At 73.3% G+C, this 21,679-nt stretch carries 18 protein-coding genes; 9 read left to right on the forward strand and 9 right to left on the reverse strand.

Features of this window, described 5'->3' with window-relative positions; translation table 11 throughout:
- Positions 1–16 precede the first annotated feature (16 nt).
- On the reverse strand, positions 17–775 hold the full coding sequence (locus H293_RS0113055; protein ID WP_033415368.1) for a PaaX family transcriptional regulator C-terminal domain-containing protein: 759 nt from the start codon (positions 773–775) through the stop codon (positions 17–19).
- A 71-nt stretch (positions 776–846) separates the two neighbouring features.
- Between H293_RS0113055 and H293_RS0113060 the strand changes: the two genes are divergently transcribed.
- Both H293_RS0113060 and H293_RS0113065 read left to right on the forward strand, forming a co-directional pair.
- Positions 847–2,502, forward strand: a complete 1,656-nt coding sequence (locus H293_RS0113060; protein ID WP_020118334.1) for an acyl-CoA dehydrogenase family protein — start codon at positions 847–849, stop codon at positions 2,500–2,502.
- Positions 2,503–2,639: 137 nt separating this feature from the next.
- Positions 2,640–4,661 (forward strand): HEAT repeat domain-containing protein, encoded by a 2,022-nt coding sequence (locus H293_RS0113065; protein WP_020118335.1) that lies wholly within the window; start codon positions 2,640–2,642, stop codon positions 4,659–4,661.
- A 178-nt stretch (positions 4,662–4,839) separates the two neighbouring features.
- On the opposite strand, the gene H293_RS0113070 is transcribed toward H293_RS0113065, so the two are convergent.
- Entirely contained in the window at positions 4,840–5,427 is a 588-nt protein-coding gene (locus H293_RS0113070) for an Rv1733c family protein (RefSeq protein ID WP_020118336.1), read from the reverse strand.
- A gap of 293 nt (positions 5,428–5,720) precedes the next feature.
- On the opposite strand from H293_RS0113070, the gene H293_RS0113075 reads away from it, so the two are divergent.
- Both H293_RS0113075 and H293_RS0113080 read left to right on the forward strand, forming a co-directional pair.
- Positions 5,721–6,806 carry a WD40/YVTN/BNR-like repeat-containing protein gene (locus H293_RS0113075; RefSeq protein WP_020118337.1) on the forward strand — a complete coding sequence of 362 codons (1,086 nt, stop codon included), beginning with the start codon at positions 5,721–5,723 and terminating at the stop codon, positions 6,804–6,806.
- 291 nt (positions 6,807–7,097) lie between these two features.
- The gene (locus H293_RS0113080; protein WP_020118338.1) at positions 7,098–7,667 is read left to right on the forward strand and encodes an alpha-L-arabinofuranosidase C-terminal domain-containing protein; all 570 of its coding nucleotides are present in this window, start codon (positions 7,098–7,100) and stop codon (positions 7,665–7,667) included.
- 70 nt (positions 7,668–7,737) lie between these two features.
- Here the strand turns inward: H293_RS0113080 and H293_RS0113085 are convergent, their stop codons facing one another.
- Positions 7,738–8,415 carry a uracil-DNA glycosylase gene (locus H293_RS0113085; protein ID WP_028807803.1) on the reverse strand — a complete coding sequence of 226 codons (678 nt, stop codon included), beginning with the start codon at positions 8,413–8,415 and terminating at the stop codon, positions 7,738–7,740.
- 129 nt (positions 8,416–8,544) lie between these two features.
- Here H293_RS0113085 and H293_RS0113090 point away from each other — a divergent pair, with 129 nt between their 5' ends.
- Positions 8,545–9,534: an N-acetylglucosamine kinase gene (locus H293_RS0113090; protein ID WP_020118340.1), complete on the forward strand. Its 990-nt coding sequence runs from the start codon at positions 8,545–8,547 to the stop codon at positions 9,532–9,534.
- A gap of 95 nt (positions 9,535–9,629) precedes the next feature.
- Complete coding sequence (locus H293_RS0113095; protein WP_028807804.1) at positions 9,630–10,553, forward strand: sirohydrochlorin chelatase; 924 nt, start codon at positions 9,630–9,632, stop codon at positions 10,551–10,553.
- A 79-nt stretch (positions 10,554–10,632) separates the two neighbouring features.
- Here the strand turns inward: H293_RS0113095 and H293_RS0113100 are convergent, their stop codons facing one another.
- Together H293_RS0113100 and H293_RS0113105 are read right to left on the reverse strand one after the other, a co-directional pair.
- Positions 10,633–11,661 (reverse strand): lactonase family protein, encoded by a 1,029-nt coding sequence (locus H293_RS0113100; protein ID WP_020118342.1) that lies wholly within the window; start codon positions 11,659–11,661, stop codon positions 10,633–10,635.
- A gap of 112 nt (positions 11,662–11,773) precedes the next feature.
- The gene (locus H293_RS0113105) at positions 11,774–13,261 is read right to left on the reverse strand and encodes an FUSC family protein (RefSeq protein WP_028807805.1); all 1,488 of its coding nucleotides are present in this window, start codon (positions 13,259–13,261) and stop codon (positions 11,774–11,776) included.
- A 208-nt stretch (positions 13,262–13,469) separates the two neighbouring features.
- On the opposite strand from H293_RS0113105, the gene H293_RS0113110 reads away from it, so the two are divergent.
- Positions 13,470–13,946: an Lrp/AsnC family transcriptional regulator gene (locus H293_RS0113110; RefSeq protein WP_020118344.1), complete on the forward strand. Its 477-nt coding sequence runs from the start codon at positions 13,470–13,472 to the stop codon at positions 13,944–13,946.
- A gap of 147 nt (positions 13,947–14,093) precedes the next feature.
- Here the strand turns inward: H293_RS0113110 and H293_RS0113115 are convergent, their stop codons facing one another.
- The 3 genes from H293_RS0113115 to H293_RS0113125 all read right to left on the reverse strand — a co-directional run bounded on the left by H293_RS0113115 (position 14,094) and on the right by H293_RS0113125 (position 18,951).
- On the reverse strand, positions 14,094–15,509 hold the full coding sequence (locus tag H293_RS0113115; protein ID WP_020118345.1) for an FAD-binding oxidoreductase: 1,416 nt from the start codon (positions 15,507–15,509) through the stop codon (positions 14,094–14,096).
- A gap of 99 nt (positions 15,510–15,608) precedes the next feature.
- On the reverse strand, positions 15,609–18,290 hold the full coding sequence (locus H293_RS0113120) for an ATP-binding protein (RefSeq protein WP_020118346.1): 2,682 nt from the start codon (positions 18,288–18,290) through the stop codon (positions 15,609–15,611).
- Between the two features lie 163 nt (positions 18,291–18,453).
- Entirely contained in the window at positions 18,454–18,951 is a 498-nt protein-coding gene (locus tag H293_RS0113125; RefSeq protein ID WP_028807806.1) for an FBP domain-containing protein, read from the reverse strand.
- A 71-nt stretch (positions 18,952–19,022) separates the two neighbouring features.
- Between H293_RS0113125 and H293_RS0113130 the strand changes: the two genes are divergently transcribed.
- Positions 19,023–19,607: a TetR/AcrR family transcriptional regulator gene (locus H293_RS0113130; protein ID WP_020118348.1), complete on the forward strand. Its 585-nt coding sequence runs from the start codon at positions 19,023–19,025 to the stop codon at positions 19,605–19,607.
- 5 nt (positions 19,608–19,612) lie between these two features.
- On the forward strand, positions 19,613–20,809 hold the full coding sequence (locus H293_RS0113135; protein WP_020118349.1) for a GDSL-type esterase/lipase family protein: 1,197 nt from the start codon (positions 19,613–19,615) through the stop codon (positions 20,807–20,809).
- A gap of 40 nt (positions 20,810–20,849) precedes the next feature.
- On the opposite strand, the gene H293_RS0113140 is transcribed toward H293_RS0113135, so the two are convergent.
- On the reverse strand, positions 20,850–21,653 hold the full coding sequence (locus H293_RS0113140; protein WP_028807807.1) for a LysR family substrate-binding domain-containing protein: 804 nt from the start codon (positions 21,651–21,653) through the stop codon (positions 20,850–20,852).
- Positions 21,654–21,679 lie beyond the last annotated feature (26 nt).

Here is a 21,679-nt window from a genome sequence, read left to right on the forward strand (position 1 = left end):
TCGCACGGCCGCCGTGTCATGTGCGGGCGTGGTCCTGAGGGACGGTGTCCGCGAGCTCGCCCTGGTAGGCCGCGTACGCGGACCGCAGTGCGGCGCCCGGCCAGTCGGGCGGCAGGAGCTCGGGCGGCAGCACCGGATCGGTCAGCAGATGGCGTACGACGGCCGCGAAGCCCGTGAGCCGGTCCGCGGGCCGGTCCGCGCGGGCGACATGGGCGAGCAGGGCCCGGGAGTCGGCCGCCCAGCGGTCCAGGGGCCACAGGGCCGCGGCCAGCTCGGGGCCGGAACCCGCGGGGCGGGCCGTGCAGCGCTGGGCGATCGCGTCGAGGTCGTCCGGGACCGGTCGGAGCAGGTTGGCGGGGCGCAGCCAGACGCCCTCGCGCAGTTCGGCGAGCCGGAGGGCGGTCAGCCGCGCGCGCAGTTCGGCGCGTTCGGCCGGTCCACGGCCCGTCGCGGTGATCACGACCATCTCCCAGTCGCCGCTCCACGCGCGCGTGCGGGGGTGCACGGAGTCGTCCTGGCGGCGCTGACGGGCGAGAAGCCGGTCGCTGAGGCCGTAGACGCCCTCGGCACGCCGCAGGTCACCGGCGCTCACCATCCGGCTGAGCGCGGCACGCAGCGTGGAGCCGCCGACCCCGAACGGCTCCACCGCGCGGACCAGGTCCTTCACCGGCAGCTGCGGGGGATGCGCACCGAGCAGCAGGCTCAGCACGACCGACCGGGCGGACAGCTGCCGCAGGTCGACCTCACCGGGCTGTTCCGACACGTTCCTGCGCATGGTCACGTACTGTACGACCCCTTCCTGTTGCACTATTGCTACGACCGCACGTGAAGTGCAACATGGATGCCATGGACTCCCTCGCCGCGCCAGGACACGCCGCCACCCACGCCGTCACCAACCAGCCCCCTCCCCTGGCCCCGTACGACGCCTCCGACGACCCGGTGCTCCTGGAGGGGCTGCGCCGCGAGGGGGCCGACTGGGCCGAAGAGGGTCTGCGGCGGCTAGGTCTGCGGGCCGGCAGCGCCGAGGCCCAGGAGTGGGCGGATCAGGCCAACCGGCACGAGCCGGTGCTGCGCACCCACGACCGGTACGGCAACCGGGTCGACGAGGTCGACTTCCACCCGAGTTGGCACCACCTCATGCGGACCGCCGTCGCGGAGGGCCTGGCGGGCACACCGTGGGCGGAGGACCGTACCGGCGCCCATGTCGCGCGTACGGCGGGCGGCCTGGTGTGGGGACACACGGACGCGGGCCATGGCTGCCCCACGTCGATGACGTACGCGGCGATCCCGGCGCTGCGCAAGGAGCCGGAGCTGGCGAAGGTCTACGAACCCCTGCTGACCGGCCGCGAGTACGAGCCGGAGCTCAGGGTGCCGACCGGGAAGCGGGGCCTGCTCGCGGGCATGGGGATGACCGAGAAGCAGGGCGGCTCCGACGTCCGGACGAACACCACCACGGCCACGCCCACCGCCGAGTCCGGGATGTACACGCTGCGCGGGCACAAATGGTTCACGTCGGCGCCGATGTGCGATGTGTTCCTGGTGCTGGCACAGGCGCCCGGCGGGCTGTCGTGCTTCCTCGTCCCGCGCGTCCTGCCGGACGGCAGCCGCAACACCTTCCGCATCCAACGCCTCAAGGACAAGCTCGGCAACCGGTCCAACGCCTCCTCCGAGCCCGAGTTCGACGGGACGGTCGCCTGGCTGGTCGGCCCCGAGGGACAGGGCGTCAAGACCATCATCGAGATGGTCAACTGCACGCGGCTGGACTGCGTGATGATGTCGGCGACCCTGATGCGCAGGACGCTCGTCGAGGCGGGACACCATGCCCGGCACCGCGGCGCGTTCGGCGCCCGGCTGATCGACCAGCCGCTGATGCGCAACGTCCTGGCCGATCTGGCACTGGAGTCCGAGGCCGCCACCACCCTCACGCTACGGCTGGCGGGCGCCGCCGACCGGGCCGTGCGCGGGGACGCCGGCGAGCAGGCGTTCCGCCGTATCGCCACCGCGGTCGGCAAGTACTGGGTCACCAAGCGGGGCCCGGCCTTCACCGCGGAGGCCCTGGAATGTCTCGGCGGCAACGGCTACGTGGAGGATTCGGGCATGCCCCGGCACTACCGGGAGGCGCCCCTGCTGTCGATCTGGGAGGGCTCCGGGAACGTCAACGCCCTCGACGTCCTGCGGGCGTTGCGCCGCGATCCGGACACCAATCAGGCGCTGTTCGGCGAACTCGCCCTGGCCCAGGGGGCGGACGTCCGCCTGGACGAGGCCGTCGCCCGCCTCAAGGACCAGTTGGCCACGGCGTCCGAGGCGGGCGCCCGCCGGCTGGTGGAGCACATGGCGCTGACCCTCCAGGCCTCCCTCCTCGTCCGGCACGCCCCGCCGGCCGTCGCCGACGCGTTCTGCGCGACCCGTCTCGGCGGCGACTGGGGGCACGCCTTCGGCACGCTGCCCGACGCCGCGGACGTGGCAGCGATCCTCGGGAGGGCACTGCCCGGCGCCAACTGAGGCCGTTCCGGGGCCACCTGGCGAAAACCGGACCACCTCCCTGTCCGGATCGCTCACCGTCACACACTGATTCCGCTTCGTTGTCGGTCCCGTGGTGCAGACTCCGATCAGTTGGTACTTCGCCTGGGGAGGACAACGTGTTCACGGGGATCGACGAGGTCGACTGGGCCGCGCTGCGGCATGCGTACGGCAGCGCGGCGGACGTGCCCGGACTGCTGCGGGGGCTCGCCTCCGCGGACCCGGCCGAGCGGGAGACCGCCCTCGACGGGATGTACGGCGCCGTGCACCACCAGGGAGACGTGTACGACTCGACCCTGGCCTGCGTTCCGTTTCTGCTCGCGCTCGTGGCGAGCGGGGAGGTCGCGGACCGGGCCGGCATCGTCGAACTCCTCGTCAGCATCGGGGCCGAGAGCGCGGGTGCGGAGGAGGGCGCCGAGGACGGTCCGCGCACGCGGGCCCGGGAGGGAGTGCGCGCCGGCGCCGAGGTGTTCGTCCGGCTGGCGGAGGACGCCGACCCCGCTGTCCGCCGGGCCGCCCCGGGAGCCCTCGTGCGGTTTCTGGACGAACCGGCCCGCGTGCTTGCCCTGTTGCGGGAGCGTTGCGCGCTGGAGCGGGACGACCGGGTCCTGCACGCCCTCATCGAGAGCCTGGGCCTCTTCGTACGGCGGCATCCCGGGCACGCGGCCGGGGCACTGGAGTCGCTGACGGCACAGAGCACCGCGCCGTACGACCCCAGGCTGCGCCTCGCCGCCCTCGGCCAGCTCGCCCACCGCGCCCCCGACCGGCTCCCGCCCGACCTGGTGACGGTCGCCGTCGGACTGCTCAGAGAGCGTTCCGCCCGGCGGTCCACCGGACGGCACGGCGTCGACTGCCCCCACGCCGACACCCTCGCGAGTCGGCTGCGACGGCTGCGGCCCTCGGACGAGGAGGGCTCGCAGTTGCTGCGGACCCTGCACCGCGGGCTCGGGGACCGGCTCGACGAGCGCACCGCCCTTCTGAAGGGGCAGTTGACCAGCCCGGACCCCGTCGACCGGTGCAACGCCGTGTGGATGTCGGCGGGGCTGTTCCGTGAGTGGCGCGCCGACTGGGCCGAGCCCGTCACCCTTGTCGGCGCTCAACTGGCCGCCGAGGAGGGCAGGTTGTGTGACGCCGCGGTGTCCGTGCTGGAGGACCTGTTCGACCTGGCGGCACCCGCCGCCGACGACCTGGCCGCCCTGGTGACCTCCCGGCCCGACCTGTGGGTACGGCGCCGAAAGCGCGGGGCCCCGGCACTGGGCGGTCCGCTCAAGGCGCTTGCCGGGAGCGGGGATTCGCGGGCGACGCCGGTACTGGCGGAGGTGCTGGCCGGTCAGGTCGTACCCGACGATCTGGGACATGTGATCGGTCACCTGGGCCCCGGGGCGGCCCCGCTCGCGCCCGCGCTGCGTCGTCGGCTGGGTGAGGTGGTGCCGGACTCCGCCGGGACCTTCGAGCGGGCCGTGCCGCTGTTGTCGGCGCTCACCGCGCTGGGCGACGCGGAGGCCGTACCGGAGGTGCTGCGGCTCCTGCGGGGCCTGCCGGTGCGGCTGCGGTCGCGGGACCCCGTGGTGGAGGCGGCTGTTCGCGCGCTGGAGGCGTTCGGGAGTGCGGCGCCCTCCCTGGTGATACCCGTGCTGCGCGAGCTGCTGGATACGGAGTACGCGGCGCTCGCCGCGGAGGCGCTGTGGTCCGTGGAAGGGGACGTGTCGGCCGTACTGCCCGTGTTGACCGGCGAGTTGACGGACGGAACGCCTCGGCGACGAGCGGCCGCGGGGGCACTGGCGCGTCTTGGGCCGAAGGCCGGTGCGGCGCTGCCGGGGTTGCGGCGGATGGTTCTGGCGGAGGACCTGTGGGAGCGGGTGTCCGCCGCGTGCGCGGTGTGGCGGATCTCCGGGGACGCGGAGCTCGCCGCGCCGGTGCTGCGCACGGCCTGGACGGAGAATCCGTACACGCGCCGGACGATCACCGCCTGCCTCGCCGCCCTGGGCCCTGCCTCAGTGCCCCTGCACGATCTTCTTCGTGCGGAACTGACGGCTCGGCGACGGCATCTGGCGTCGCCGTCCGGCGGGTACGGCAGCCATGACGTGCTGGACGACGAGCGGTTGGTGCGGGCGTGCGGGGAGGTGCTGGGGGTCGCGTAGGGCGCGGCCCACGCACGGACGGCGCGTGGCGAGTGCGGCGAGTGGCGAGTGCGGCGAGTGAGGTGAGGTCCCGGGTGGGCGGTTCGCGAGGTGTCACTCGCGTCCCGCACACCGGGCGGCCCCGCCTGGGGTGGCTGCACACCGCCGGCCCACCCCACGCGGCCCCGCCCCGCCGGTGCTATCTCCCGTCGGCCCGCCTCCCGCCCCACAACGGTCCGAAGTGCGCCCAGTCCGTGTCCCACTGGTCGAGGCGGCGGCGTTCCAGGCGGCCGCGGAGGACTCGGCCCCCCACGAAGGGGACGGCCGCGGTGCTGAAGCCGACCAGTACGCCGATCATCGCGGCGCGGATCTGGGCCTGCCCCTTGGTGGCGGGCTGGGTCATCAGGCGGCCCTGGGCGTCGGTCCAGACGGTGACCGGGGTGCCCTGGGTGCTGCCGGGATCGACGCGCACCTGGCCCGTGTGGGCCGAGCCGTCGGCCCCGGTCCAGGCCACCTCGCCCCACACCCGTTCACCGCTCGACGTGCCCGGATCGGCCGCGCCGGGCGCCTGGTCGGCGAGCCGGGCCACGACGGGCCGCCATTCGACACGCTCCAGCGCCAACTGGTGCTCGACGGCCCGGCTCACCCCCAGACCCGCGAGCACCCCGGCCACCACGGTGAGCAGCCAGGCACCGAGCACGACCCACGCCTCGACGGCGTCGGCACGGCGTCTGAGCGGATTGCGCCGCCAGCGCCACAGCCAGACCTTGGGACCACGGAACGCCATCGAGGGCATCCTCCTCATGAGCGACGGGCGCACGAACATGCCGGACCGACCTCCCATACGGGAGAGCCCGCCCCGATGCTCACGGCTCACAGCGAGTTCTCCGTCACGACGGTCCCACCGCCCGCCCGTCCCCGCGCTCATCTTGCCGAAAGCCGCCCGGCAATCGCCGCTGCCGGTTACCATCCCCGCCCTGACCTGCGGTGAAGCCCTTTCCAGAGGTGACTGTCAGTGGCGGGGTGCAGACTGGCCGGTGGCTGGGACAAAGACGTCAGAGCACAGCGGAGGCGATCGGTATGACGGAGAAGCTGCTTGCCGTGGGGACGCGCAAGGGCCTGTTCATCGGGCGCGAGCGAGGCGGCACCTGGGAGTTCGACGAGAGCCCGTACTTCAACGCGCAGGCCGTGTACTCGGTCGCGATCGACACCCGGGGCGGGCGCCCGCGGCTGCTGGCCGGTGGCGACAGCGCGCACTGGGGCCCGTCGGTGTTCCACTCCGACGACCTGGGCCGCACCTGGACGGAGCCGGCCCAGCCCGCCGTGAAGTTCCCCAAGGACACCGGGGCCTCCCTGGAGCGGGTCTGGCAGCTGCATCCGGCGGCGGCCGAGCCGGACGTGGTGTACGCGGGTACGGAACCGGCCGCGCTGTACCGCTCCGAGGACCGCGGGGAGAGTTTCGAGCTGGTCCGGCCCCTGTGGGAGCATCCGACCCGTTCGAAATGGGTGCCGGGCGGCGGTGGCGAGGGGCTCCACACCGTCCTGACCGACCAGCGGGACCCGCGCGCGGTGACGGTGGCCGTCTCCACGGCGGGGGTGTTCCGCACCGCGGACGGCGGCGCGAGCTGGGAGCCGTCCAACTCCGGTGTCTCCGCGGTGTTCCTGCCCGACCCGAACCCGGAGTTCGGGCAGTGCGTGCACAAGGTCGCCCGGGACGCGGCCGACCCGGACCGGCTGTACCTCCAGAACCACTGGGGCGTGTACACGAGCGACGACGCGGGGACGCACTGGACGGACATCGGCGAGGGGCTGCCGTCCACCTTCGGCTTCGCGACGGCCGCCCACCCCCACCGCGGTGGGACGGCGTACGTCTTCCCGATCAACGCCGACGCGGACCGGGTCCCGGCCGGTCACCGGTGCCGGGTCTTCCGCACGGCGGACGCGGGCAAGAGCTGGGAACCGCTCACGGCGGGCCTGCCGCAGGAGGACCATTACGGCACGGTGCTGCGGGACGCGATGTGCACGGACGACGCGGACCCGGCCGGCGTCTACTTCGGCAACCGCAACGGCGAGGTGTACGCCTCGGCCGACGACGGCGACAGCTGGCGGCAGCTGGCCTCGCATCTGCCCGACGTGCTGTGTGTGCGGGCGGCGGTGGTCGCGTGATCCTGACGGGGCCGCCCTGTGGTGACCTGGGAGGGGGCCCGCCCGGTATCGCCGGATCAAGCCGTCGGCGACGCGGCGGTCATCCGGAGGTCGGAGCCATGTCCGGGTTGCCGTACGTAGTAGGCGCCGGGGCCGTGTTTGCGGTGTAGTGGCGTTCCATCAGGTGGGCGGGTGGTGGTGCCGTCGGGTTCAGGGACAGGGTGTGCAGGGCGATGTCGGCGACGGCCTCGCCGTTCGATGTCGCGGGCGGGTCGCCGAGGTCCGCACCACAAGGCTGGGCGGTATGACGATGTGGGGCCCGTCGCCGGATGCCGGGATCCCGGCGTCCGGGTCACCGACGATCTCGATCAACGCACGCAGCGCACGCCGGCCGAGTTCCTGAAGCTGATCGCCTCGACGACGGTCACCAGCCCCACGCCCGACCTGAACGCCGCACTGGGCGACGCCGCTTGGCTGGCCGGTCTGATCCGCAACTCCGACCAGGTCCTCATGGAGTGCTACGCACCGCTGTTCTCCCACGTCAGGAACAGGCTGGGCGACACGGTGCTGCCGGCCACCGCGCGGGCGCTGCCCGGCCTGGCCACCGTGGCAACCCGTGCCGGGAACCGTCTCTACGTCGCGGTCGTCAACTCCGGGACACAGAAGGTGGATGTTCCGGTCGAACTGAAGGGCCTGGTCAAGGGGGTCAGGAAGCACGCCACCGCCACCGTCCTGACCGGGCCCTCGCGCACCACCACGAACACGCTGACCGACCCCGCCGTGCTGGTGCCCAGGACGAGCACCGTGACCGGGGCCGCGGCGGCGTTCACCAGCACGCTGCCGCCGCTGTCCGTCACCGTCCTGGAGCTCGTCCTGACCTGATCCTCGGGGGTCCGGCGTCTCTCCGTGCCCGTGGGAACGCCCGCGGGCACGGCGGGACCACCGCGGCGCTCTACGGCAGCTGCCAGTTCACCGGCTGTCCGCCCTGGCCGACCAGCAGGTCATTGGCCCTGCTGAACGGGCGCGAACCGAAGAAGCCGCGGTCCGCCGACATCGGTGAGGGATGGGCCGACTCGATCGCCGGGAGGTCGCCGAGAAGGGGGCGGAGGTTGCGCGCGTCACGCCCCCACAGGATCGACACCAGCGGCTTCCCGCGCCCGGCCAACGCCCTGATGGCCTGTTCGGTGACTTCCTCCCAGCCCTGTCCGCGGTGCGCGCCGGGCTTGCGCGGGGCTGTCGTCAGCGCCCTGTTGAGCAGCAGCACGCCCTGTTCGGTCCACGGCGTGAGGTCGCCGTTGGACGGCCTGGGCAGCCCGAGGTCGGAGTGCATCTCCCGGAAGATGTTCTCCAGGCTCCCCGGCAGGGAACGCACCTCGGGCGCGACCGCGAAGCTCAGCCCGATCGCCATTCCCGGCGTGGGATAGGGGTCCTGGCCGACGATCAGGACGCGGACGTCGTCGAAGGGCTGCTGGAAGGCCCTCAGGACGTTCGCCCCGGCCGGCAGATAGGTCCGGCCCGCCGCTATCTCGGCCCGGAGGAAGTCCCCCATGGCCGCGATGCGTTCGGCCACAGGTTCAAGAGCCTTCGCCCAGCCTGCTTCGACAAGTTCATACAAGGGTCGTGGTGCCACGGCGCGTCACTCTACTGGCACACACTGACACCCCGCATACCCAGGGATGTCTCCCGGCCGGGCGGTCCCGCAGGCGCTACTCTTCCTCCCCATCGAGCTCTTCGACGGGAAGGAAGGGGAACCTCCCACATGGCGGCCGACCGCGGTTGCGGGGACGGATTCCTTGCCGTCGACTCCGGCGGCTCCGGCCTGCGGGTCGTCGTCGGCACACCCGGCCGGGGGACCACGGCCCCGCGGGAGTCGCGGGTGCCGGTCCGGACCGGCCCTCGCGGCATCGATCCGGACCATCTGATGGAGCAACTGGCGCCGATGGTCCGGGCCTTGTCGACAGAGGCCGGAGGGAGCGGGCTCGGCACCGCCGTCGTCGGGGCGGCCGGTATGGCGACCCTGGGCGATGCCCTGCGGGCCGAGCTTCCCGCCGCGCTGGAGCGGGAGTTCGGGGTACGGACCGTCGCGCTGGTCGCGGACGCGGTGACCGCCTACACCGGCGCTCTCGGACCGCGCCCGGGTGCGGTCGTGGCCGCCGGTACCGGTCTCGTCGCGATCGGCACCGACCTCAAGTCCTGGCGCCGGGCGGACGGCTGGGGGCATCTGCTGGGCGACTGCGGGGGCGGCGCGTGGATCGGGCGGGCCGGGCTCGAGGCCGCCCTGCGTGCCCACGACGGGCGGCCCGGGGGGTCGGCGGCGCTGCTGGCGCGGGCCGAGGAGGCGTTCGGGCCGGTGCGGGAGCTGCCCGGCCGGCTCTATCCGCGTACCGACCGGCCCGCCGTACTCGCCTCGTTCGCTCCCGAGGTGGCCGACTGCGCGGAGAGCGACCCCGTGGCCGAGGGGATCCTGCGCGAGGCGGCCCGGCACATGGCCGATTCCGCGGCCGCGGTCTATCCGGCGGAGGGGGCGGCGCATGTCAGCCTCACCGGTGGCTTGTTCAGGATGGGTGCCGCCCTCCTCGTACCGCTGGAGGAGGAGCTGGAGCGACGGCTGCCGCACGCGCGGCGGGTCCCGGCGGCGGGCGGGCCCTTGGAGGGATCCGTACAGATCGCCACAGAACTGGCGCACGGTGCGCTCAGTCTGCCCGCCGACGAGGCGATGTTGTACGTGGTGACCCCAAAGAGGGGCTGAAGCGGACGTAACTCATCAGACAAAACCGGACGGATACCGCTCACCTGCACCCTCCCCGAACAGGGAAGCCCAGGAAGCCAGTAACATGCGTCGCCATGAGCTCCCCCACTGGACCCGCGTCCGGCCTGCCAGTACGAATGCCGCGACCTCGCCAGCCCGGGCGGCACCGCCGACCCGAGCCGCTGGCGGCTCCCGAGGGCGCGCCCGCGCTCGTCCTCGCGGTGCCGGGCACGCCCGGCGCGGCCACGCGCAGCCTCGCCGAGGAGGTCGTGAGCATCGCCCGCTCCGAGCTGCCCGGCCTGGACGCGCGGATCGGTTACCTGGACGGAGACGACTCGGAGTTCCCCGCACTCCAGGCCGTGCTGGCCCACACCGCCGGCGAGCGCACCGCGCGTTACGAGCAGGCCAAGGCCGCCGGGGTGGACGTCAAGGAGCCCGAGGGCCCCGTCGCCGTTGTCGTGCCGCTGCTCGCCGGGCCGGACAGCTCGCTGCTGCGCCGGATCCGCCAGGCCGTGATGGACAGCCGGATCGCGGCCGACCTCACCGATGTGCTGGGCCCGCACCCGCTGCTCGCCGAGGCGCTGCACGTACGCCTGTCGGAGGCCGGGCTGGCCCGCGCCGACCGCGCGCGCCTGTTCGCGGTGACGACCGCCGCGGACGGCATCATCCTCGGCGCGGTGGGCGGCGAGGAGGCCGTACAGGCGGCCGGGATCACCGGCATGCTGCTCGCCGCGCGGCTGGCCGTGCCGGTGATGGCGGCGGCGCTCGACCAGGACGGCTCGATCGCGTCCATCGCCGAACAGCTGCGGTCCTCCGGTTCGCAGCAGTTGGCGCTCGCGCCGTACCTGATAGGGCCGGAGATCGACCCCGCCGTGATCGAGGACGCCGCCAGGGAGGCCGGCTGCTCCGCCGCCGATCCGCTCGGTCCCTACCCGGCGATCGGCAAGCTCGTGCTCGCCAAGTACACGACCGCGCTGGGCATCGCCCCGCAGCAGGCGCAGGGCGCCCCGGTGCGCTGAGCGCACCCGCCGCGACCGCTGCACCGAAAGGGCCCGCTCCATCCGTCGGAGCGGGCCCTTCGGCGTGCGCGGTTGCGGGTCAGCCGAAGATCACGCAGGAGGCGGCCGGTACCTCGATGGTGCCCTCGTACCGGGGCAGGCCGGTCGCCGGGTCCACGGCGAACCAGGTCACCTCGCCGGACCGCTCGTTCGCCACGTACAGGAAGCCGCCGGACTCGGCGAGGTCCCGGGGCCAGTGGCCGCCGCAGATGACCGTGCCGACCAGCCGCAGGTCGTCGCCCTCGACGGCGAACGTGGACAGGACGTCCTCGCCGCGGGTGGCGGTCCACACGAAGCGGCCGTCGGGGGACGCGACGACGCCTGAGGGGTACGCGTCGCCCACGGGGGCGCCCGCGAGTACCTGGGTCTCGTTCAGGGGCTTCAGGGAGCCTTCCTCGGCGTCCCAGCGGCACACGGTGAGGGTCGGGGTGAGTTCGTTGAGGATGTAGGCGCGGGTGCCGTCGGGGTGGAAGGCCAGGTGGCGGGGCCCCGAGCCGGGGCGCAGGGCGATCTCGCGGTGCACGTCGAGCGCCCCGTCGGTGAGGGTGCACACCCGCACGGAGTCCGTGCCGAGGTCGACGCTGACGATCCAGCGTCCGCTCGGGTCGGGCTGCACCTGGTGGGCGTGCGGGCCCAGCTGGCGGGGGGCGTGCGGGCCCGAGCCGGTGTGCCGGAGCACTCCGGAGGGGGCGCTCGCGAGGGAGCCGTCGGCCCGCAGCGGCACGGTGGTGACGCTGCCGGAGCCGTAGTTGGCGGTCAGGACGTGTCCGGCGTGCACGGCGAGGTGCGTGGGCCCGTTCCCGTCCACCGCCACCGGCGGGCCGGCCGGCTCGGGGCGGTCGCCGGTCACCCGGTACGCGGCCACCGCACCCTCGGCCGTCTCACTGACCGCGTACAGCACGTCTCCGTCGGTGGACAGGGCCAGATACGACGGATCGGGTACGCCGTTCAGCCCGCTCAGCACCTTCAGCGCACCCGTGTCCGGGGTCACCGCAGCCGTCACGATGCCGGGGCCTCCCGCCGCCGTGAACGACCCGATGTAGGCCCGTCGCCGCCCGCCGTCTGCCACAGTCGTCCCCTCTCGGTCCGTACCGTCCGGGGCGACGGTAGCAGTCGATCACTACCGGTCTAGACCAACTTCGGGGAAATGCCCGGCGCGGTCACGGACATGGCGGGGTGTGTCAGGCCCCGACCAGCGGCGATCCGGACGGAGACCGCAAGGGCGCCGCCAGCTCCGCGAGGGCCCGTTCCAGTCCGTGCAGATGGGCCAGTGCGGGTTCCTCGGCGAGCGGACGGTCCGCCACCGGGAAGTCCCTGCCGTCCGTGAGAGCCTCCACAGCGGCCTCCACCCGCCGGCACGCGGTGGTCAGGCGGGCGTCGTGCGAGGCCTCGGGGTCGGCGGCGACGGCGACCAGGCCCCGGATCTCCCGGGCGCAGCCGTCGAGGAGGGCGAGAACGTGGCGGGCACGCCTCTTGCGGGCCGCCATGGGGTTGAGGGGGTGGACCAGGGGGGCCACCGAGAGGCGGACCCTGCCGAGCAGTTGCTCCAGTTCGGTCACCCGGCCGCCCGGGTCGGCGCCCGGCACACCAGCGAGGAGGGCGGCGGCCTCGGCGGTGCAGGCGTGGACGCAGCGCAGGGCGCGCTGGATCCAGGCGTCGGTGACGCTGTGGGTGGTGATCGGCAGGACGAACAGCACGGCCAGGACGGCTCCGACCGTGCCCACGCCGGTCTCCGCGAGCCGCAACGCCAGCAGGCCGGGGTTCAGGACGCCGAGAAGGCCGTAGAGGAGCTCGGCGAGCAGGGTGACCCAGAGCATCATCCACGTGTAGGAGACGGCGGCCGTGTAGAAGATGCCGAAGACGCAGACGGCGACCAGGACGGCCGTGGGCGTCGGCGCCCCCTCCAGTGGTACGGCGACGAGCAGGCCGAGGCCGATGCCGATCACCGTGCCGAGGACGCGGCGGAAGCCGCGCACCAGGGTCTCGCCGCGCGAGGCGGTGTTGACGAAGATCCACCAGGTGGCGCCGACGGCCCAGTACCAGCGCTGCCCGGAGACGAGCTGGCCGGCGACGAGGGCGAAGCCGGCACCCGCCATGGCCTGGACCGCCTGGCGGGTGGTCGCGCGGGCCAGGCCGGTACCGGCGGGCGGGGCCGGTACGGGGGCCGGGGGCAGTCGGCGCTCGTAGCACCACAGGCCGAAGCGGACCGCGGCCGCGGTGAGCACGGACAGCAGGACGGCGGCCTGGAGCTCGGGCAGTCGGTCGGTGGTCGCGTGCAGGAACTGCGCCACGAAGAAGGTCATGAACGCGAAGACGCCGAGGCTGTGTCCGCGCGGCCCCCAGCGCCGGGCGTACACACCCGCGCCGACCACGGCGAGGAAGGTGAGGTCGCGGGCGACGGGGTGGTCGTGGAGCTCGGCCGCGACCGTGAGGACGGGAAGGCCGACGACGGGCAGCAGGGCGGTGGTGAGCGCCTGCGCCCGGACGGTGGCGTCCGTGACGGTGAACAGGGCGAGGAGCGCGGCGAGGCCTCCGGTGACGGCACCGGCGAGCGAGTGGCCCGCGAGGCCGCACACCACGACGGCGAGGCCGATGCCGAGCACCGCTCGCGCGGCGAAGCGCAGCCGGACCCGTCCCGGGTCCGCAGCCATGAACACCCTCTTCAGCACGTACCGCCCCCTGAAACCCTCGGACGCCGGGTACACCGGCACGGAAAAGGCGCCGCGGGGTCCGCAGCGCCATCGACGGGCACATTGCAGCATCCTTGCCGCTGTCGGCTCAAGCGGGGCCGCATATGCTGGTCCATTGGTACAGGGAAAGCGGTCCTGGTACGTCCATCGGCGGGCCAAAGGACCAGGCACGAGGAGGTCGTACGCCGTGGCCGTGGACGAGCTCGACACCCGCATCCTGCGGCTGCTGCTGGAGCGGCCGCGGACAAGCGTGCGGGAGTACGCGCGGATCCTCGGGGTCGCGCGGGGCACCTTGCAGGCGCGCCTCGACCGGCTGGAGCGGGACGGCGTGATCACCGGGACCGGGCCCTCGCTGTCGCCCGCCGCGCTCGGTCATCCGGTGCTGGCGTTCGTGCACATCGAGGTGACCCAGGGGCGGCTCGACGACGTGGGGGACGCGCTGGCCGCCGTGCCGGAGATCGTCGAGGCGTTCTCGATCGCGGGTGGCGGGGATCTGCTGACGCGGGTCGTGGCGCGGGACAACGCGCATCTGGAAGACGTGATCCAGAAGGTGATCAGCCTGCCGGGAGTGGTGCGGACGCGCACCGAGGTGGCGCTGCGGGAGCGGGTCGCGTACCGGTTGCTGCCTCTGGTGGAGTCGGTCGGGCGCACGGCCCGGAGTTGAGCGGGCTCGGCGGTGTGCCCCGAGGTGCGCACGTTCGTGGAGGTGCGAGGTCGCCCTTGGCGAACTCGCGCCGGGCGTGGCCGCCGCGCCTGACTGGCGCGGAACCGGAGTTGAGGACCGGCATTCGCCCCCGGTTCCGCTGCTGTCCTACGGCCGCGACCCGTGCGTCGGCCTCGGTGCCGGCTGGATGTTCTGGTTCAGGCGGAACACGTTGTCCGGGTCCCGGTCGGCCTTGATACGGGCCAGCCGGTCGTAGTTGCCGCGGTAGCTGGCCCGGACGCGTTCCTGGCCCTCGTCCATCATCATGTTGACGTAGGCGCCGCCCGCCGAGTACGGGTGCAGGGCGTCGAAGTAGTCGACGGTCCACCGCTTGACCAGCTCCGCGTTGGCCGGGTCCGGGTCGACGCCGGCGAAGACGGAGGCCCAGTTGGCGTGGCGGTAGGCCCAGGGGGTCTCGTCCTGGCCCACGTCGTGGGCGGCGCCGTCGATCGGGTAGAGGTGCATGGTCGACTGGACGGTCGGCACCTCGGCGCCGTACTTGGCGTGCTGCTCCACCGCCTCGTCGGGAATGGTCTCGACGAAGTCGGCCCGCCAGTACCACTGGTCGCCGGGCGGGTAGAGCCCGTCGAACATGGCCTGGAGGTCGGGGTGCTGCATGACCATGGGCGCGTGCAGCAACGGCGCGGGCAGGGCGTCGAGCAGCGGGGCCATCTCGCGGGCGGCGGCCTCGGTGTCGTCGCCGGTCCAGCACCAGACCACGCCCGCCGTCTTGCGCAGCTGGATCTCCTCGGGGAACGGCGGGGCCGGCGGGACGGTGCCGTACAGGAAGAAGCCGCTCAGTTCGCGGGGCGCGCCGAGAATGAACTCCCGGTACGCTGCGAGGACTTCGGCGCTGTCCTCGACGGGCCAGAAGGTCGGTCCGGCGATCACCGTACTGATCTCGTGGAGCCGGAAGACGAACGAGGTGACGACGCCGAAGTTGCCGCCGCCTCCCCGGATCGCCCAGAACAGGTCGCTGTTCTCGTCGGCGCTCGCCCGCACGCTGCTCCCGTCGGCGAGGACGACGTCGGCCTCCAGCAGGTTGTCGATGGTCAGCCCGCAGCTGCGGGTGAGGTGGCCGAGTCCGCCGCCGGTGGCGATGCCGCCGACGCCGGTCGTGGAGATGATCCCGCTGGGCGTGGCCAGGCCGTGTGCGTTGGTGGCGCGGTCCACCTCACCCCAGACACAGCCGCCGCCGACCCTGACGGTGCGGGCCGCCGGATCCACCTGGATGTCCTTCAGCGGTGAGAGGTCGGCGACCACTCCCCCGTCGACGGTGCCGAGCCCGGCGCCGTGGTGTCCGCCGCCCCGCACGGCGAGCGGCAGGCCGTGGGCGCGGGCGAAGGCGATGGTGCGGGCCACCGCGTCGGTGTCGGCACAGCGGGCGACGAGTGCGGGGCGCCGGTCGATCATCGCGTTGTAGACGGTACGGGCCTCCTCGTAGCCGTCGTCTTCGGGTCCGATCAACTCCCCCGTGAATCCGGTCAGTTCACTCCGTGCGGCCTGGGCGGCGGTGCTGGACATGAGATCCCCCGTTCCAAATCGGGTCGATTCGCTCATTTTACTCGCGTCGCACTATGCCGGACATCCGTGACCGTCACCCAGCTCGGCGCCTCGGGATACCTAGCTCGGGGAGTCGTCGGGCAGCAGGCCGAGCTCGGCCGCGCGCTGGGCGGCCTGGCGGCGGCCCGGGGCGTCGAGTTTGTCGAGCACGGCCCGCACGTGGTTGTCGATCGTGCGGACCGACACGACGAGCCGGGCGGCGATCTCCGCGTTGGTGAGCCCTTCGGCGAGCAGCCGTATGACCTGGAGCTGGCGGTCGGTGAGGCCCGCAGGGTTCTCCCGGGTCGCGGCGAGGGGGCCGCGCGGGATGTGCCGTACGCCGAGCCGTCGCAGCTCGGCGCGGAGCATGCGGGCCGCCGGTTCGGCGCCGAGGCTGTCGAAGACGGCGAGGGCCTCCAACTTGTCGGCCGGGTCGGGGCTCTCGGCGAGCGCGGCGGCGTGTTCGTAAGGACAGCCCGCGGCCCGCCAGAGCGCGGCGGCCCGGCGCCACCGCCCGCGCGCCTGCAACGCGTACGGATGGTCCGAGTCGTCCGGTGGGACCGGGTGGCCCGCTTTGGTGAGCCAGTAGCCGAGTTCGGACCGGTAGGGGGCGCCGGGCAGCCGGCTCGCCTGGGCGTGCACGGGCGCGGCCGCCGCCACGACGGCCTGCGCGTCCCCGCGCAGCCAGGCCGACTCCGCCCGTGCCACCGCCACCGGCCCGGTGCGCTGCAGCTCCTTGGTCCCTACGGCGATGTCCCAGGCCTCGGTGAGGAGTGCGTCGGCGCCGGGGCGGCCGCGGCGGATGCGGACCCGGGCGAGGACGGTCAGGGCGGGGCAGCGGGCCGGGACGAAGTCGTGCATGCCGTACTCGGCGTGCCGCTCGGCGTCGGCCCAGTCGGCGGCGGCGAGCCTGCGCATGGCGAGTTCGACATGGAGGTAGTTGAGGAAGCCCAGGTGCTCGGCCCGGTCGGCGAGTTCCATCGCCGGAGGCAGGTACGCGTCGGCCTCGTCGTACCGGAGGTTGTCGAGCAGGGTCCAGATGATGTTGGCGTAGGAGCGGCAGGCGTGCTCGACCTCGCCGGCGGCGAGCGCCACGTCGAGACTCTCCTCCAACTGCTCCCGTCCGCCGGGGTCTCCTGAGCGCCAGCGGGCGGTGCCGACGTTGTTCAGGGCGTGCGCGAGGATCGCGGGGTCGTCGGCCTTGCGGGCCAGGACGATGGCGCGCTCCCCGTGTTCGACGGCCTCGGCGTAGCGCTCGGACAGCATGCGCAGTTGCGCGGTGTTGCTGACGGCGAGCGCCAGCAGCCGGTCGTCGCCCGCGTGTTCAAGGACGGTCACGGCCTCTCTGGCGGCCTCCTGGGCCTGGTCGGCGTTGCCGGCCCACCAGTGGATACGGGACAGCCAGCGCAGGTCGGCACCGAGGGCGAGGGTGTCACCGAGGGCGCGGCGCAGGGCGACGGCCTCGCGCTGGGCGGCGACGGCGGCGGCCGAGTCGGCGATGGTGTAGGTCTCGACGGCGTAGCGTTCGAGCAGGTCGGCGAGTTCGGCGGGGGCGTAGCGGTGCCGTTCGCGCAGCACGAGGCGGAGTTGGGCGGCGGCCTCGCGGTGGGCGCCGGTGGCGGAGGCGTCCCTCGCCGCGTCGGGGCCGTAGCGGGCGACGGCGTCCTGATCGCCGGCCTGGGCCGCGTGGTGGACGATCCGGGCGGCGTCGGATCCGGGGCGGGCGACGAGTGCCGCGAGGACGGCGCGGTTGAGGCCGATACGGCGGGCGGCGGGCAGGGAGTCGGCCACCGCCCGGCGGATCAACTCGTGCCGGAACGCCACCCGTTCAGGGGTGACGGCGAGCAGACCACGCTGCTCCGCGGCCGCCAGAACGGCCACGCCGTCGGTGAGCGGGCCGCGCCGGTCCGTCGCCGACGGGGACTCCCCGGCAGCGGGCGGATCGCCTCGCTCCTGCGCGGCCATGGCGGACGCCCCGTCCGTGAGCAGCGCGTCGACCAGCGGGCGTTCGACGGCCGAGGGAACGACGGCCAACTGCTCAAGCGCGTCCACGGTGGCGCCGGGCAGTCCGCGCAGCCGGGCGAGCACGGCGTCGACGACGGTCGGGGGCACTTTCCCGGTGCCGCCTGCGGCGACGATCTCGGCGACGAAGAAGGGGTTGCCGTTCGTGACGGCGTAGACCTGGGCGGGGTCGACACGGCCGGCGCTGAGGGTGCGGACGGCGTCCAGGGAGAGGCGGGCCAGGGGCAGCCGGTGCACGCGGGGCGCGCGGGACACCTGGCCCAGCAGCTGCCGCAGCGGATGCTCACGGCTCAACTCGTCGTCGCGGTAGGTCAGGACGAGGAGGGTGGGCAGGCGTTCCGTCCGCCGGACCAGGAAGCGCAGGGCGTCCAGGGAGGCCTCGTCGGCCCAGTGGACGTCCTCGACGACGAGTACCGCTCCGCGTAGTTCTTCGAGCAGCGCCTCGTGGACGCGATGGCGGTCACCGCCCTCCGTCACGGCGCCGGCGAGTTCACCGCCGACGCTGCCGATCAGGTCACGGAAGGGGCCCAGCGGCCTGCGGGTGGCGAGGTCGTCGCACTCGCCGACGAGAATCCGCGTACTCTCCGGGAGACGGTCCGGAAGGGCCCTCACCAGGCTGGACTTGCCGATACCGGCCTCGCCGGAGACGAGCACCACGGATCCGGCCCCGTCCGCCGCCTCCCGCGCGGCCGAGGCCAGTCGCGCCAGCTCCGGCTCGCGCTCGAGGATCCCCCAGTCCACGGGCCCGATTCTGCCACCGGGGAGACCGGGCAGGGCCCTTCACGACGGAGGGGGCCGGCGGCTGCGCCCTGTCGATCAGCTGTATCGATCAGCCGTATCGATCAACAGCCTCGATCAACTGCCGTACGGGAGTGACCGCCGGGGTCGCCGGGGTGCGGGCGTCTCACACGCCGCCCGTCACCTTGGCGACGAAGGCGGCGAGGTTCGTCACCGTCCGCCGGATCTTCTCGTCCAGGGTGAGCGTCTCGTGCAGCCGGGCGCCGGCGCCCGCGTCCCTCTTCCCGCGCACGTACAGCGAGCAGGCCAGGTCGTCGCAGATGTACGCCCCGACCGAGTTGCCCTGCTGCCCCGCCTTGCCCGCTCTCGGGGCGACCATCAGGGAGACCCCGCCCGAGTGGGTGGTCAGGCACATCGAGCACATGCTGCGCCGCGCCTGCCAGGACCCGGCGGTCGAGCGGCGCAGCGCGAGGGCTGTGGGGCGGCCGTCCAGGACGGTCACCAGGTAGGCGCGGTCGGGCGCCTGCGGATCGCGCCAGCCGAGGTAGTCCAGGTCCTCCCACGGCTGCTCCGCCAGGTCCCGCGGCACGTGCAGCCGCTTCGTCTCGCCCTTGGTGCAGTTCACGAAGGCGGCACGGATCTCTTGTTCGGTCAACGGTTCCATAAGGTCACGCTAGTTTGCCTAAATGCTTTAGGCAAATGCATAATCGACTATTGGCAAACGAGAGGGCAGCTATGGCACGGGTAGGGCTGAGCACGGAGCGGCTGGTCCGGGCGGGCGCGGAGCTGGCCGACGAGGTGGGGTTCGAGCAGGTGACCGTCTCGGAGCTCGCCCGGCGGTTCGACGTCAAGGTCGCGAGCCTGTACTCGCACGTGAAGAACTCCCAGGACCTCAAGACCCGGATCGCCCTGTTCGCCCTGCAGGAGCTCGCCGACCTCTCCGCCGACGCGGTCGCGGGACGGGCCGGCAAGGACGCCCTGACCGCCTTCGCGAACGTCTACCGCGACTACGCCCACGCCCACCCGGGCCGGGCCGCGGCCGCCCGGATGAGGCTCGACCCCGAGACCGCGGCCGCCAGCGCGGGCCTGCGGCTGGCGCAGATGATGCGCGCCATCCTGCGCGGCTACGACCTGCCGGAACCCGATCAGACCCATGCCGTACGGCTGCTGGGCAGCACCTTCCACGGCTACGCGAGCCTGGAGGGGGCAGGCGGGTTCAGCCACAGCTCTCCCGACTCCGGGGAGTCCTGGACACGGATCCTGGACGCCCTCGACACGCTGTTGCGCAACTGGCCCGCCCCTGACCGCCCGACAGGCTGAGGAACATGCACGACTGGATCACCACCCCCGTCACCGCCGACCTGCTGCGCGGCGCCCTCGACGTGGAGCACACCGAGCGCGGGGTCCTGCCGCACCGGCTGCCGGCCCGGGCACGCGCCCAGAACACCGACGACCAGCTCGCCATGGCCGAGTCCCAGCCCTCCGGCGTACGGCTGGTCTTCCGCACCCGGGCCACCGCGGTGGAGCTGGACACCCTGCCGACCAAGCGGGCCTACGTCGGTGCGCCGCCCCGGCCCGACGGGATGTACGACCTGGTCGTCGACGGCCGCCCGGCCGGCCAGGGCAGTGTGCGCGACGGCAACGTCATCACCGTCGACATGACCGCGGGGACGTCCGAGCTCCGGCCGGGACCTCCCGGGACCGTCCGTTTCGACGGGCTGTCCGGCGAGGTCAAGGACGTCGAGATATGGCTGCCGCACAACGAGACCATCGAGCTGATCGCCCTGCGCACCGACGCGCCCGTCGAGCCCGCGCCCCACGGTGACCGCCGCGTCTGGCTGCACCACGGCAGCTCCATCAGCCACGGCTCCGACGCGGCGAGCCCGACGGGCATCTGGCCCGCGGTCGCCGCGACACTGGGCGGTGTGGAGCTGATCAACCTGGGTCTCGCCGGGAGCGCGCTCCTCGACCCGTTCACCGCGCGGGCGCTGCGGGACTCCCCCGCCGACCTCATCAGCGTCAAGATCGGCATCAACATCGTCAACCACGACCTGATGCGGCTGCGCGCCTTCGGTCCGGCCGTCCACGGCTTCCTCGACACGATCCGCGAGGGCCAACCGGACACGCCCCTGCTGGTCGTGTCGCCCATCCTGTGCCCGATGCACGAGGACACCCCGGGGCCCTGCTTCCCGGACGTGGGTGAGCTCGGTGAGGGCCGGCTGCGGTTCAGGACGCTGGGTGACCCGGCGGAACGCGCGAGCGGGAAGCTGACCCTTCAGGTGATCCGGGAGGAACTGGCCAGGATCGTGAAGCAGCGGGCCGCCGAGGATCCGCACCTGCACTACCTCGACGGGCGCGAGCTGTACGGCGAGGACGACTCGGCGGAGTCGCCGCTGCCGGACGACCTGCATCCGGACGCGGCGACGCATCGACGGATGGGGGAACGGTTCGCGAGGATCGCTTTCGGAACGGACGGTGTGTTCGCCGACGACTCCGAAGACGCGGGCGGGTCCAGCGGCTGAGCCGGCACGCCGCGTATGCCGGCCATGAGGGCTCCGGGCGCTACCCCCTGCGCTTGGGCTTGCCCCGTCGAGCCCCCGCGCCCTTGGAGCCGCCGGACCCACCGGACCGGCCGGACCCCCCACGGACCCCCTTGCCCGCGCCGGAAGTTCCCCGCGCCGTGCCCTTCCCGGCGCCCGCCGGCTTGCGTCCGCCGCCCTTCTCGGGCCGTTGGCCGCGCTCCGGCTCGGCCTTGGTGCGGCCCCGCGAGCTGTTGACGGTCCGCCCCCGGACGATGCCGATGAAGTCCTCGACCATGTCCGTCGTCGCGTCCTCCCGCCAGGCCAGGGCGATCTCGGACTGTGGGGCGTCGGTGAGCGGGCGGTAGGTGAGGTCGCGGCGGTGGTGGAGACGGGCCAGGGACTGGGGGACGACGAGGACGCCGATATTCGCCGCCACGAGCTCGATCGCGTCCGCCGTGGTGGCCGGGCGTTCGAAGGCCGGTTCGCCGGGCGGCCGTTCCCAGCCGATGACGTCGTCGAGGGGGTGGACGACGACCTCGTCCGCCAGGTCCTCCACGGTCACTTCCTCCACCGCGGTCATCACGTGGTCCTTGGGGACCACGACGACCGAGGTCTCGGCGTAGAGGGGGATCGCGCTGAACACCGTACGGTCGACCGGCAGCCGTACCAGACCGGCGTCCGCACCGCCGTCGCGCAACACGTCGGAGGCCTCCGCGGGAGCCACCTGGACGAGCTCCAGGCGGATGCCGGGGAAGCGCTCGGTCCAGATCCGCACCCACTTGGCGGGCGTCACCCCGGGAACGTACGCGAGCCGGAAGGAGGGGGGTTCTGGCGAGTCTGTCACGCGGCAAGGTTACCCACTGTGGTCGG

Origin of the sequence: Streptomyces canus 299MFChir4.1, assembly GCF_000383615.1 — a bacterium.
GTDB lineage: Bacteria > Actinomycetota > Actinomycetes > Streptomycetales > Streptomycetaceae > Streptomyces > Streptomyces canus_C.